Below are 13,226 nucleotides of genomic sequence, written 5' to 3'. Positions count from 1 at the left end.
CCCTTCCCGAACCCGGAAGTTAAGTGCCTCCGCGCCAATGGTACTCGGGCTAAAGCCCCGGGAGAGTAGGTCACCGCCAAACCTAATAAATACTCATCTCTCTAATGCGATCCTTGCACCTACACACGAGCGCTTCAGACTCTACGGGTCCCAAAAGGACCTTCTCTTAGCACTCTCGCGTGCCTGGTAGAAAACGGCGGTTCCGTATCCCGCAGCGCTAGCTTATTGTGCCGCGAACGAAAGACCAATCCGCGAAAGCCCGCATGTCAAAGTTCGATGGATATTTCCTGCGCCAAATGCTGGTTCTGTGCGGTTTTTTCGCCTTTGTGCTGGTGGGTGTATTCTGGATCAGCAAGGCGGTCAGCCTGTTTGACCGGTTGATCAGCAGCGGCCAGACAGCAATGGTCGCGCTCGAGTTTACGGCATTGACCTTGCCAACACTGGTCCGCACCGTGATGCCGATGGCGGCATTCTGCGCGACTGTCTATGTCACCAACCGTCTAAACCGCGAGAGTGAGATGACTGTGATGCTGGCAACCGGCAGCAGCCCGTTCCGGCTGGCACGACCGGTGATTTTATTCGGGCTTATCTGTGCTGCAATGTTGGCCACGATCACGCTTTATCTGCGCCCCGCTGCGATGCTTCGGCTCGAGGCGCGGCAGGCCGAGGTTGCCGGTGATATGACCGCGCAACTCCTCAATGACGGGCAGTTCATGCATCCGGTGAAGGGCGTCACCGTCTATATTGGCAAGATCGATCGGGACGGAACGCTCAACGACGTCTATCTGTCCGATCGCCGTGCGCCCGATCGCGTGGTGACCTATACAAGCTCCAAGGCGTTTCTGGCCCGCAATGGCGAGCAGATCGCACTGGTGATGGTCGAAGGTACCGCTTTGCAGATGGAAACCGCGCGCAAGACCCTGTCGACCACAGTGTTTCGTGATTTTTCGTACGACATCTCGGCATTGGCCAAGCGGGATACTGAACGGCGGCAGGATATTCGAGGCATGCCGACCTTGGCACTTGCGGCTGCGCTAGGCGGGAGCAAACTGGCCGAGACCTATTCAAGAGGCGAGATCGCCGAGGAAATACAGGAGCGACTGTCCTGGGTGGGTGTCAGCGTGGCGGTTGTCCTGATCGGATTCTCCACGCTGATGCTGGGCACTTTCTCGCGCTTTGGTCTCTGGCCACAGCTGGTAGCCGCCTTCGCCGGATTGATTGCTCTCGAAGGAATGCGCAGTACGGCGACCGCCTTTGTCGCGGATCATCCCGGTCTATGGTGGGTTCAGCATGTCCCCGCCCTGGGCGGCATCGCCGTATCGATCCTGTTCCTGAATATTGCGGGACGCCCTATATGGTTGCGTCGCCGGGTTGCGGCCGATCCCGGGTAGGCTTGGATCACAGCTATTCGAATCCTGCATCCCGCGCAATCATCGCGGCTTGGGTGCGATTCTTGGCGTTCAGTTTCTTGCACAAGGTTCGGACATGCAGCTTGATCGTGACCTCCTGCAAGTCGAGTTCGCGGGCAATCTCTTTGTTCGGCATGCCCCGGCAGAGCCCGCTTAGGACTTGTTTCTCACGCTGGCTGAGAGTGGCGTTCAGGCTATCACTCGTCGGCTCATCAGTGGCGAGCAGAACAGTGCTTGGTACAAAGATCTCACCCGCCACCATGAAGCGAACCGCGTTCAAAAGGCTTTTTGCCGCCATCGATTTGGGAACAAACCCTGCTGCGCCAGCATCCACCGCCTCTTGTGCGATCCGATTGGGAGCGGTCCCGCTAAGCAGCGCCACCGGTGTTTTGGGGGCCTGTCGAATTGCCAGGCGCAACCCCTCCAGCCCGTTCATGCCGGGCATGTTGAAATCGAGCAGGATCAGGTCGAAGGGCCCATCGTGCCTGATTGTTTCCATTGCGGAATTGAAATCGGGCGCCGTCACGACTTCGGCCTCGCCTTCTGCCTTGAGATAGACCGAGGTTGTATCCCGAACGAGGGCGTGATCGTCCGCCAGAAGAATGCGCATGCGTGTCCCAATTTCTACGTAATGTAACGGCAATATCTTAGCCGCGTGCGGGCGGGGCTGCCAGAGTGGAACAGGGGAAAATACCTCTCCTAATGGCTGCATGTCTGCTGCTCTTGCCACGACCGATCCAGGCATAGGGCACTGACCGTGTGATAGAGCGCATTGCGCCATGGTTGTGGGTCAAGAAAAGCACTCTCGCTTGGGTTAAACTAATCTGCTCAAATTAGGGTTATACCTATACGAAAGTCTACGCTGCTACCCCTAAGCGTTGTGTTCCGAAGGTATCGGACTGACATAGGCTGGCGACTGGTAACGATTTTCTAGGAGGTTGGCATGAAATCTGTCGCATTGGCACTGATCTTGGTGGCGGGAACGTTTTTTGCGCCTTTTGGGCATGGTGCAGAAGCTGGTGAAGAGCTTCTCTCTGTTACCGGAACCGATGGGTCTGTCATCAGCCTCGACATTGACGACCTGACGGCGCTGCCGGTCAGCGAAATCCGCACAACCACGATCTGGACCGAAGGTGAGCAAGTGTTTCGCGGTGTTGCCTTGCGCGACCTGCTCGATCATGTCGGCGCCGCTGATGGCATGATTACCGCGATCGCGGTTAACGATTACCTGATCGACATTCCAACCTCGGATGCGACCAAACCCGGCCCGGTGGTGGCCTATCTGCACAATGGCGAGCAGATGTCGATCCGTGACAAGGGGCCATTGTGGGTCGTGTATCCCTATGATGACAATCCGGTCTATAACACCGAAGAATACTATGCCCGTAGCATCTGGCAGCTGATCCGGCTGGAGGTGCCAAAATAGCCAGCACCGGGGTACCGAGATCGCCACAGGATTGATCAGTTCGTTTCGTCGTCGGTTAAGGACCGGCTTCTGGCTTGCACTTGTGTTGGTGCTGATCGTCTATTCGGCGCTTCTCGGGCGCGAGGCGATGGTGCGGCTCGAGTCCCTGTCGACTGCCGCGACCGATGATATCCGCTGGAACATGTCGCAGCTGGAAGTTGAACTGCTGCGTCTTCAAGGCGCGGCCTTCAAGGCGCAAGACGGCGGCGCGACCGACCTTCAGCAATTGCGAACCCGGTTTGACATCTTCTACAGCCGCACCCAGATCGTGTTACACGGGGCGCTTTATGCTGAGGCGCGCGCGATACCCGAAGTCCAGCAGAGGCTTATGTCGGTCAGGTTGTTTCTGGACGCGACGCTGCCCATTGTCGATGGGTCCGAGCAGGACCTGGCCGAACGATTGCCGGAACTGCTGCGTCTTGTCGAACAGGTGTCGCCGGAATTGCGGGACCTGGCGCTGACGATCGTCAATACCTCTGCCCGGGCGGCGGATATTCAGCGTGCCAAGGTCTCGGAGACCCTCAAGCGTCTGGCGTTGTCGGTTCTGGTGTTGCTGGTCGCGTTGACGATCGTCGCGCTGTTTCTGCTGAGGCTCTATCGGAGCAGTCAGATGGTCTCGGCGGAAAAGGACGCGGTCAAATCTCGTTTCGAGGCTGCTGTGCAATCGTCTCTTGATGCTGTGCTGGTGGTCGATACCGATGGCCGCATCATCGAATTCAACGGCGGTGCCGAGGCGATGTTCGGCTATGCCCAAAGTGAGGTACTTGGCCAGCCCATGGCCGATCTGATCATCCCGCCGGAATACCGCGCGCGCCACGATGAGGGGATGCGGCGCTTTCGTGAACATGGCACCAGCCGTGTGGTGGGCAGGGGGCATCTGCGTCTGGAGGGGATGCGGAAATCGGGAGAGGTGTTTCCGGTCGAACTGTCAATTTCGCTGGCCGAGACCAGCGATCAGCTTGTTTTTGTCTCGTTCCTGCGAGACATCACCAACCGGCTCAGAACCGAGGACGAGCTGCGCGAGGCCCGCGACACCGCGCAGGCGGGCGCCCAGGCCAAGGCGCAACTATTGACGGTGATGAGCCACGAGATGCGTACCCCGCTGAACGGCATTCTCGGCTCTCTGGATCTTATCGAGCGGGACCAACTGACGCCCAAACAGCTGCGCCTTGCGCGTGCAATCCGGGTTTCGGGCGAATTGCTGCTGACTCAGGTCAACCGCGTCCTGGAGCTGTCGCGGTTGGAATCCGGGATGATCGATTTCCCCAAGGAGCCGTTCGCCCTGATGCCCATGGTCCAGCGCCTCACCGAAAGTCTGATTGCGGCGGCAGAGGAGTGCGGCAACCGGCTGCGCACGGATCTGATCGGCGATGATCCGGGAATCGTGCTGGGCAACCGCATCGCTCTGCAACAGGCGCTGATCAATCTTCTGGGCAACGCGATCAAATTCACACGGGACGGCGAGATCACACTTGAGGTCGAACGGCTTACAGACGGTGGTCAGATCGAATTTCGCATCTCGGATACAGGGATCGGCATTCCGGCACGGGATCTCGAGCGGATATTCGACGAGTTCGTCACCATCGATACCGCCTATGACCGAGAGAACCCTGGCACCGGGCTGGGCCTGAGCATCACCCAGCGGCTGGTCTGGGCGATGGGAGGTGAGATCGAGGTCGAGAGTATCGAGAACGAGGGCAGTCTGTTCCTGATCCGCCTGCCGTTGGGGCCGGGCGATCTGGTTGAGAATGTGACCGAAAGCGAGAATAGCGCGCGGGTACCTAGCTCGCTTGCCGGCAAACGGGTATTGGTTATCGAAGACAACGACATAAACCGGATGCTGCTTCAGGACATGTTGCAGGATTTCGGATGTGAGGTTGTGCTTGCCCGGAACGGGTTCGAGGGGGTCTCTACCGCTGCAAAGCGTCGGTATGATCTGCTGCTTGTGGATATCAGCATGCCGGGCAAGGATGGCCTGGAAACCCTGCATGAAATCCGCGCGCAACAGGGCCCTTCGTCGAGCGCGCCCGCGATCGCGATTACCGCCCATGCGCGGGAAGAGGACAAGGAGCGTTTCGTTGCCACGGGATTTGACCGGTTTCTGGCCAAGCCCATCTCGATGGCTCAGTTGGAAAAAGCATTGGGCAGCGCGCTCCCCGTGTTGGCGACGGCACAGGTCGCCGATCCTTCGGTCTCACAAGATTTCATCAGCCGGTTCGGAGAAGTGCGCTATCGTGGTTATCTATTGGAAATGGTCGATACGCTGTGTGGCATATCCGATGATCTGACCCATGGGGAGCTGTCTGATGCACTGAAGGCGCGCGTGCATGAACAGGCTGGCTCTGCCGCGATACTGGGGCGGGCCGATCTGCATGCGTTGCTGCAAGAGATCGAGACCACCAGCGCTGCCGAATGGCCGATGCGACGGGGCATCATGCTAGAGCGGTTAAAAACGGAACTGGAGGCGACGCGGGGTGAGGCCACGAGGCGCTAAAACGTCAGCCCGGTCTTGCGCCCCTCGTGGATGGCGGCGGCGGCCAGTCGCGGCGCAGCGGCATCGCCGATGCTGGTGGCCTCGATCCCCATCTCTCGCAACGCTTGCGCCAGAGCTGTTTCAGGCGTGTTGGCGGTAGCCAGCACGAGGCTGTCAGCGGCCATCACCTCCATCTCTCCGGTCAACAGCGACACCACCTCGGCGCCCGCATCGCTCCATCCCGACAGGGCGCTTTCGGTGACGAAGCGCACCCCCAGCCCCGCCAACGTGGCACGGGCCGGAAAGTCGGTGGCCGAGCGCGCCAGTTCGCGCCCGACCATGGCGTCGGAGGTGACAAGCGTGACCTTGTGGCCCTTTTCCGCCAGATGCCAGGCGGTGCCGATGCCGCGCCAGTTGCCGCCCTCGTCCAGCAGAACGACATGTTTCCCCAGCCGCGCGGTGCGGGTCATCACGTTCTGGATCGACCAGACCTGCCCGCGTTCGATCCCGGGCAGGTGGGCCACATGCGGCAGAGCCTTTTGAAACCCTGTTTCGGGTGGGGTGGACCCGGTGGCCAGCACCACGCGGTCGGCGCCGATGGCGGCGACATCCTCGACATCCAGATAGCTGTTGTATCGGATCTCCACTTGGAGCTGGCGCAGTTGGCGTTCGTACCAGCCGATAAGGTCGGTGATCTGCGCCCGGCGCGGTTGCAGCCCGGCCAGCCGGAATTGTCCGCCCAGTTCCGGCCCCGCCTCAGCAAGGATTACACGATGCCCGCGTTCGGCGGCGACCCGGGCGCATTCCAGCCCAGCAGGGCCGCCGCCGACCACCAGCACGGTTTTGGGGGTCTGCGCAGGCGTGAACCGGTCGCCGCCCCAGAGATATTCATGCCCGGCCGAGGGGTTCACCAGGCAAGAGATATAGTAATCGCGACCGCGCCGGCCCCAGCATTGCTGGTTGCACGAGAGGCAGCTGCGAATGTCCTCGGCCGCGCCGCGCTCGGCCTTGGCCACCAGATGCGGGTCAGCGATCTGGCCGCGCACGATCGACACCAGATCGGCCCGTCCTGCCCCTAGCACCGTATTGGCGTTGTCGGGCGTACGGATATTGGCCTCGGCGGTGATCAGCGCGGTCAGGTTCGCCTGTTTCAGCCGCTCGGCCAGATCGGCGCCGAGGTTTTCGGCATACTGAAAGCTGGGCAGGAGCTTGTAGAAGTCGAAATAGCTGCCCGCGCCGACGGTGACATAGTCCATCAGCTCTTGGGCGTCGTGCAGCGCCACGATCTCGACCATTTCGTCATGGCTGAGGCAAACGGGCTTGTCGGAATCGTCGTTCACCGACAGGCCGATGATGAAATCGGGACCACAGGCGGCGCGGATGCGCGCCATGATCTCGCGCGAGAGCCGGGTGCGGTTTTCAAGGCTGCCGCCCCACTGGTCGGTGCGCTGATTGGAAAACGGCGTCCAGAACTGGTCAAGCAGGCAGTGATAGGCGGCCCAGACCTCGACCCCGTCGAAGCCGGATTTCTGGCACCGGATGGCGGCATCGACGAAGCCCTGAATGGTTTCCTCGATCTCGTCTTCGGTCATGGCGTGGCTGCCATCGTTGTCGTGATAGCTGGGCCCGCCCGAGGGCGACCAGTTGGCGTGCCAGGAGTTGTCCCAGTCGCCATGCGCGCCGACATGATAGAGCTGCTGGATCATCACCGTGCCATGCGTCTTGCAGGCCTGGGTGATGCGGGCGAAATGCGGGATGACGTCATCGCTGGAATGACGGAAGTTGCCGCGCGTCAGAACGGCGGCGGCATGGACCGGCATCGGCTCGACCACGATCATCGCGGCGCCGCCCATGGCGCGTTCCTCGTAATAGGCCAGATGCTGGTCGCCGGGCAGGCCGTCGCGGGCCATGTTGGTGGTGTGGGCGCCAAAGACGATGCGGTTCTTCAGGATCTTGTGGCGCAGTTGGGCGGGGGTGAAGACGTGCTTGAGGCTCACGATTTACCTTCCAGCTGGTCGAGTCCGGCCGCCAGGTCCGCGCTCATGCCGGCCTCTTCCATGTGCAGCCGCAGACGCTGGTTGTAGCCACCCGGTGCGTTCAGCGCTGTGATCAGGGTGGAAGTGTCTGACGCGGCGAGGCTGGAGGCCACCAGTGCGCGCAGGAAGGCCTCGCCCTGGGTTGGATCTGATACGCGGGGGGCCAGCCATGCAGCGGCATCGCCGACCATACGCGTGGCGGGGGACAGTACTGCCTGGGCGCAGAGATAGGCGTTCATCTCTTCGGCGTTTTTGGTCGTGAATACCTGGTTGCGCGGAGCGAAGATTTCTTCGACCAGGCCTGCATCGCCCTGCATGATGATCGGGGAACCGCCGCGGGCGATGCCGGGGAAGGGCATCATGATGGCCACCGCGCGGGCCGGCGCGACCATGGCACCGGCCTCTTCCAGCGAGGCGCCGGCCATCAGGGTGATCACGCGTTGATCGGGGCGAAAGGTCAGTGCGCCAAGGACCTCGGGCGCGACCTCGGCCATCAGGCCCAGGAATATCACCTCGCTGCGGTCAACCACCGTCTGGTTGTCGGCGCTGGAGACGTTTTCGAACTCTGACACGAGCGCCCGCGCGTTGGCGGCGCTGCGTTCGGACACGGTGATGTCATGCCCGTCGCCCGCGATGCCGCGCACCATGGCAGTTGTGATAATGCCTGTTCCGATCACGCCGATTTTCATTTCAGATATCCTTCACCAACCTCAGCGCATCATAGATTGCCGCATGAGTGTTGCGGGCGCTGACCGCGTCGCCGATGCGGAACAGCTGGAATGCGCCGTCGTGGTTGGATTCGACCCTCTGCGGGTTGCCTGCGATCAGCGCGTCATAGTCGATCTCGCCCCCGTTTCGGGACAGAGGCTTGAGATCGAAATAGAGATCGGCCATCGGCATGGTGCCATAGTTGACCACCACCTGATCATAGGTCTTGTCGCTGGTGAAGCTGCTGTAATCAGTGCCGATCCTGGCGCGCAGCTGGTTGCCGTCACGGGTTACGTCCAACAGGCGGCGGGTCACCGTAAAGGTGGTATCCTTGTCCTGAAGCGCGCGCATGTAGGGGACCAGGTTCATGCCCATGATGTCGGGCGCGAACATGCGGTCTGGGGTCATCACCTCGACCTTTGCACCGGCATTGGCAGCGACCTCGGCTGCCATCAGCGCCGGGTGGTCACCGCTCTCGTCATAGATCAGAATATTCTGCGCCGGTTTCACATCTCCCGAGATCAGGTCCCAGGCGCTGACCACCAGATTATTCTCGCGTCCGGTCTCAAACAGTTCGGTATTGGGCAGACCGCCGGTGGCGATGATCACCACATCGGGGTTCAGCGCGGTCACATCCGCCGCCTCGGCCCAGGTGTTGAAGCGGAACTCGACATCGCGGGCGGCGCATTGGGCCATGCGCCAGTCGATGATCCCGATCATCTCGCGCCGACGCGGGTTCTGCGCGGTCAGGCGGACCTGGCCGCCGGGATCGGGCTGGGCCTCGAACACGGTGACATGGTGACCACGTTCGGCGGCGACACGCGCGGCCTCGAGCCCCGCCGGACCGGCCCCCACCACCACGACACGTTTGCGCGTCTGGGCAGAGGGGATCGTGTGCGGCATGGTCAGCTCGCGACCGGTGGCCGGGTTGTGGATGCAAAGTGCCTCGCCCGCCTGATAGATACGGTCGAGGCAATAGGTGGCGCCGACACAGGGGCGAATGTCGTCCTCGCGCCCCTCGACGATCTTCTGCACGATATGGGGGTCGGCCATGTGCGCACGGGTCATGCCCACCATGTCGAGCAGCCCCGAAGCGACCGCGTGACGCGCGGTCGCCACATCGGGGATACGCGCGGCGTGAAAGGTCGGCATGCCGGTGGCCTTTTTCACCTCGCCCGCGAAATCCAGATGCGGGGCGCTTTTCATGCCCTGCACCGGGATCACGTCGGTCATCGCCGGATCGGTGTGGATGCGGCCCCGGATCACGTTCAGGAAATCGACCATGCCGGTATCTGCCAGCCGTTTCGAAATCTCGATTCCCTCTTCGGGGCCGATACCGCCCTCTGCCGCCTCGTCGGCGGTATAGCGCAGGCCAACGATGAAATCTTCGCCGACCCGTGCCCGCACCGCGCGCAACACGTCCAGCGGCATCTTCATCCGGCTTTCCAGGGTCTGGCCGCCATAAGGCCCGTCCAGATCGTTGGTCAGCGGTGACCAGAACTGATCCAGCAGGTGGCCATAGACCTGCAACTCGATCCCGTCCATGCCGCCCTCTTTCATCCGTTCGGCGGCATCGGCGAAATCCGAGATGATACGGGCGATATCCCAGTCCTCGGCCAGTTTCGGAAACGCTCGGTGTGCCGGTTCGCGGTGCCGGGACGAGCTGACCGAGGGTAACCACTCGCCCTTGTTCCAGCCGGTGCGGCGGCCCAGATGGGTCAACTGGATCATCACGGCACAGCCATGGTCGTGGCAGGCATCGGTCAGTTGCCGGATCCACGGCACCACCTCGTCCTTGTAGGCGAGGATGTTGTTAAAGACCGGCGGGCTGTCGCGCGATACCGCCGCTGATCCGGCGGTCATCGCCAGCGCCACGCCCGCGCGTGCGCGTTCGGCGTGATAGGCCGCATAGCGCTGTTTCGGCATGCCGTCTTCGGGATAGGCCGGTTCATGCGCTGTGGTCATGATTCGGTTCTTCAGGGTCAGGTTTTTCAGCTGAAAAGGCTGCAGCAGCGGATCACGGCTCATGGGCTTTCCTCAGTACCAGGCGTCGGGCATCGAGGCTTTCTTGCGGTCGATGAACTCGCGCAGCGCCTCGTCGGTGGCGTCGTCCATCACCGGTGCCTCGTAGGTGTTCAGGATATCCTTCCAGCGTTTGTTGGCGCGGATCGCATAATCGGCGCTGCCCTGTTCGGACCAGGTCTCGTGGGTCTGATCGTCGTTCAGGCCGCTGTCCCAATAGGCGGTTTCATAGTGGCGCAGGGTGTGGTCGGTGCCGAACAGGTGTTCGCCCGGCCCGTTCTGCGCCAGTGCCTCGAAGCCCAGCGTATCCTCGTTCACTTCGATCCCGGCCAGATAGGAATGCAGCGCGCCGCACATGTCAGTGTCCATTACGAATTTCTCATAGGACATGCTGAGCAGCCCGTCGACGAAACCGGCGGAATGCAGGATGTAGTTGGCACCGCCCTGCACCGCCGACATCATCGACATCATCGCCTGCTGCATGGCCTGCCCGTCGGGCGCCTTGGAGGTCGAGAAATTGCCGGCACAGCGCAGAGGTATGTTCAGGCGGCGGGCCAGTTGGCCCATTACCAGAGAACCCAGCGCCGGTTCCGGCGTGCCGAAGGTGGGGCTGCCCGAGCGCAGGCTCATTGATGAAAGGAAGCCTGCCAGGATCGCGGGTGCGCCGGGGCGCACCAGCTGTGTGAGCGCGCTTGAGGCCATCGATTCGGCGAGGCACTGCGCGACGGCCCCGGCCATGGTCAGCGGTGACACCGCGCCGCCCAGCAGGAAGGGCAGGTGGATCGAGCCTTGTCCGGCGGCCGCATAGGTGCGGATGCCCGCCGCCGTCACTCCGTCGATCACCAAGGGCGAAGTGGTGTTGAAGTTGCCCATGATCACGCAGTTCTGGTCGACAAACTCTGCGCCGAACAGGATACGGCACATTTCGATACTGTCGGCGGCCCGTTCCGGCGCGGTGATCGAGCCCAGAAAGGCGCGGTCGGAATAGCGCATGTGCGAATAGACCATGTCCAGGTGCCGCTTGTTCACCGGAATATCCGTCGGCTCGCAGATGGTGCCCCCGGAATGGTGCAACCAGGGCGAGGATTGGCCCAGCTTGATCAGGTTCTGGAAGTCCTGGATGGTGCCATAGCGTCGGCCATTGTCCATATCCATCACGAAGGGCGAGCCATAGGCAGGCGCGAATACCATCGCGTCGCCGCCGATTTCGACCGTGTTGGCCGGGTTGCGTGCATGCTGGGTAAAACGTGCAGGCGCGGTTTTCAGGATCTCGCGCAGCATCCCCGGCTCGAACCTGACATTCCAGGCATCGGCCCGCAACTCGGTGACCTGGGCCCCGGCCTGTTTGTAGAGCCGCATGCTTTCTTCGTCGTCGCGCAGTTCGATCCCGATCTCGGCCAAGATACGGTCGGCGGTGGCCTCGATCTTGTCCAGCGACTCCTCGCCCAGCAGATCGTAGGTCGGGATCTTGCGGGTGATGTAGGGCACGCGCAGGTGCAGGTTCTGGCCGGGCTCGGCGGAGCGGCCTGCCTTGCCAGAGGCGCGGCGGGACCGGCGGGACCGAAGGGATGTCTGTTCGCTCATGTGAAACTACCTGCCGAAATCGGGTTGGATGGATATTCTTGGCCGACACTTGACACATGTGTCAAGATACTTGTGCAGGTGTGTCAATACTGCTACCTCAACAGGCATGTCACTGGCACCCAAACCCACCGGATCTGAGAGCGCCTGGCTGGACGCGGCCTATGAGTTGCTGACCGACAGCGGGGTCGAGGCGGTCAAGATCATGCCCCTGGCGCAAAAACTGGGCGTCTCGCGCACCGGGTTCTATTGGTATTTCAAGGATCGCGAGACCTTGCTCGAGGCAATGATCCAGCGCTGGGAAGAGAAGAACACCGGCAATCTGGTAGCCCGCGCCGAGGCCTATGCCGAAGGCATCGTCGAGGCGATGTTCAACCTGTTTGATTGCTGGCTGGATGACGGGCTGTTCGATGCGCGGCTGGATCTGGCGATTCGCAACTGGGCGCGCAACGATCCTGCCCTGCATCAGCGTCTGGACCAGGCCGATCAGGCCCGTCAGGACGCGGTGGCCGGCATGTTCCTGCGCTTTGGTTACCCCGAGAATCAGGCCCGGGTGCGCTCTCTGACCGTGATGTATACCCAGGTTGGCTATATCTCGATGCAGATCGAGGAACATCCCGATATCCGCATCGCCAACATGCCCGACTATGTCGAGGTATTTACCGGCGTCAGGCCTGAACAGACCGATGTCGATCGCTTCCTTTCTCGGCACGCGGCCAAATGGCGGGCTGCTGCTAACCAGATGTAAACTTGGCGGGCGATAGCCTCTGGGGAACTGGAAGAATCCCCGGACAGGCAGAATGCCCTTGAACCTGATTACCCGCTTTGCCGCGTTTGTGTGGCTTTCTGTGCTGTTTGCGGCGGCACCGGCAGTGGCAAAGCTCGATCCCGGGGTGTCGTCGCTGTGCGATCAGGCCGCGCGTAGCGCCGCCAACCGGCACGGCGTGCCGCTCGACGTGCTGCGCGCGATCACCCGGGTCGAAACCGGGCGCCGCAGCGACGGGCAACTTGCACCCTGGCCCTGGACGGTAAACATGGAAGGAACCGGCCACTGGTTTCCAACCGAATTCGCGGCGCGCAAATTCGTGTTCGAACGGTTTAAATCTGGCGCCCGCAGCTTCGACGTGGGCTGTTTCCAGATCAATTACCGCTGGCACAGCCAGGGGTTCTCCTCGATCGAAGAGATGTTCGACCCCGAGCGGAACGCCGATTATGCCGCCCGGTTCCTGAACGACCTGTTTGGTGAACTGGGGTCCTGGTCGGCGGCGGCGGGGGCGTATCACTCGCGCACGCAATCCCTGGCCGATGCCTATGCCTCGCGGTTCGACCGGACCCGCGCGGCGCTGGGCGAGGGGCCACTGCCGAACCCGCGGCGCACGCCCGATACCGGAGGTGCGCAGCCGCTGTTTGCACGGCAAGCGGTGCCGCCCGGCCCGGCCCGGCTGGGATCGCTGTTTGCAACCGGATCGGGCGCCAGCCCCTTCATCTCGTTCAACTAGGATCGCGCCGTGCCCAAGCTTTCCACCGAAACG

General features: G+C 61.8%; 10 protein-coding genes and 1 rRNA gene. 6 read left to right on the top strand and 5 right to left on the bottom strand.

The features are described from left to right. Both rrf and lptF read left to right on the top strand, forming a co-directional pair. Positions 1-82, top strand: a 5S ribosomal RNA gene (gene rrf / locus AC2FNA_RS06780); the annotation flags it as partial. A 181-nt stretch (positions 83-263) separates the two neighbouring features. Then, positions 264-1,391 carry an LPS export ABC transporter permease LptF gene (lptF, locus tag AC2FNA_RS06775; RefSeq protein WP_496825265.1) on the top strand — a complete coding sequence of 376 codons (1,128 nt, stop codon included), beginning with the start codon at positions 264-266 and terminating at the stop codon, positions 1,389-1,391. 13 nt (positions 1,392-1,404) lie between these two features. Here the strand turns inward: lptF and AC2FNA_RS06770 are convergent, their stop codons facing one another. Next, entirely contained in the window at positions 1,405-2,019 is a 615-nt protein-coding gene (locus tag AC2FNA_RS06770) for a response regulator (RefSeq protein WP_496825264.1), read from the bottom strand. A gap of 333 nt (positions 2,020-2,352) precedes the next feature. Here AC2FNA_RS06770 and AC2FNA_RS06765 point away from each other — a divergent pair, with 333 nt between their 5' ends. Next, the gene (locus AC2FNA_RS06765) at positions 2,353-2,835 is read left to right on the top strand and encodes a molybdopterin-dependent oxidoreductase (protein WP_234182379.1); all 483 of its coding nucleotides are present in this window, start codon (positions 2,353-2,355) and stop codon (positions 2,833-2,835) included. An 88-nt stretch (positions 2,836-2,923) separates the two neighbouring features. Further along, complete coding sequence (locus tag AC2FNA_RS06760) at positions 2,924-5,368, top strand: PAS domain-containing hybrid sensor histidine kinase/response regulator (RefSeq protein WP_496825263.1); 2,445 nt, start codon at positions 2,924-2,926, stop codon at positions 5,366-5,368. On the opposite strand, the gene AC2FNA_RS06755 is transcribed toward AC2FNA_RS06760, so the two are convergent. Genes AC2FNA_RS06755 through AC2FNA_RS06740 form a run of 4 tightly spaced genes read right to left on the bottom strand, consistent with a single transcriptional unit; the run spans position 5,365 to position 11,697 of the window. Next, entirely contained in the window at positions 5,365-7,344 is a 1,980-nt protein-coding gene (locus AC2FNA_RS06755; protein WP_496825262.1) for an oxidoreductase, read from the bottom strand. The two genes, AC2FNA_RS06760 and AC2FNA_RS06755, sit on opposite strands and share 4 nt — an antisense overlap. After that, positions 7,341-8,072, bottom strand: coding sequence for an NAD(P)-binding domain-containing protein (locus AC2FNA_RS06750; RefSeq protein ID WP_496825261.1), 732 nt, complete (start codon positions 8,070-8,072; stop codon positions 7,341-7,343). Before AC2FNA_RS06750 ends, AC2FNA_RS06755 begins: the two co-directional genes overlap by 4 nt. Position 8,073: 1 nt before the next feature. Continuing rightward, positions 8,074-10,119, bottom strand: a complete 2,046-nt coding sequence (locus tag AC2FNA_RS06745) for an oxidoreductase (RefSeq protein ID WP_496825260.1) — start codon at positions 10,117-10,119, stop codon at positions 8,074-8,076. A 9-nt stretch (positions 10,120-10,128) separates the two neighbouring features. Further along, the gene (locus AC2FNA_RS06740) at positions 10,129-11,697 is read right to left on the bottom strand and encodes a trimethylamine methyltransferase family protein (RefSeq protein ID WP_496825259.1); all 1,569 of its coding nucleotides are present in this window, start codon (positions 11,695-11,697) and stop codon (positions 10,129-10,131) included. Positions 11,698-11,803: 106 nt separating this feature from the next. On the opposite strand from AC2FNA_RS06740, the gene AC2FNA_RS06735 reads away from it, so the two are divergent. Continuing rightward, entirely contained in the window at positions 11,804-12,442 is a 639-nt protein-coding gene (locus tag AC2FNA_RS06735; RefSeq protein WP_496825258.1) for a TetR/AcrR family transcriptional regulator, read from the top strand. 52 nt (positions 12,443-12,494) lie between these two features. Further along, complete coding sequence (locus tag AC2FNA_RS06730) at positions 12,495-13,193, top strand: lytic transglycosylase domain-containing protein (protein ID WP_496825257.1); 699 nt, start codon at positions 12,495-12,497, stop codon at positions 13,191-13,193. The last annotated feature ends 33 nt before the right edge of the window (positions 13,194-13,226 follow it).

The sequence above is a fragment of the Ruegeria sp. YKSD163 genome (assembly GCF_059612905.1).
Note: the sequence above shows the minus strand (reverse complement) of the source record. Positions and strands in the feature narration are given on the sequence as shown.

Coding starts and splice junctions, on each gene's coding strand:
- AC2FNA_RS06765 (WP_234182379.1), top strand. CDS start 2,353: ATGAAATCTGTCGCATTGGCACTGATCTTGGTGGCGGGAACGTTTTTT.
- AC2FNA_RS06750 (WP_496825261.1), bottom strand. CDS start 8,072: ATGAAAATCGGCGTGATCGGAACAGGCATTATCACAACTGCCATGGTG.
- AC2FNA_RS06740 (WP_496825259.1), bottom strand. CDS start 11,697: ATGAGCGAACAGACATCCCTTCGGTCCCGCCGGTCCCGCCGCGCCTCT.
- lptF (WP_496825265.1), top strand. CDS start 264: ATGTCAAAGTTCGATGGATATTTCCTGCGCCAAATGCTGGTTCTGTGC.
- AC2FNA_RS06770 (WP_496825264.1), bottom strand. CDS start 2,019: ATGCGCATTCTTCTGGCGGACGATCACGCCCTCGTTCGGGATACAACC.
- AC2FNA_RS06745 (WP_496825260.1), bottom strand. CDS start 10,119: ATGAGCCGTGATCCGCTGCTGCAGCCTTTTCAGCTGAAAAACCTGACC.
- AC2FNA_RS06730 (WP_496825257.1), top strand. CDS start 12,495: ATGCCCTTGAACCTGATTACCCGCTTTGCCGCGTTTGTGTGGCTTTCT.
- AC2FNA_RS06735 (WP_496825258.1), top strand. CDS start 11,804: ATGTCACTGGCACCCAAACCCACCGGATCTGAGAGCGCCTGGCTGGAC.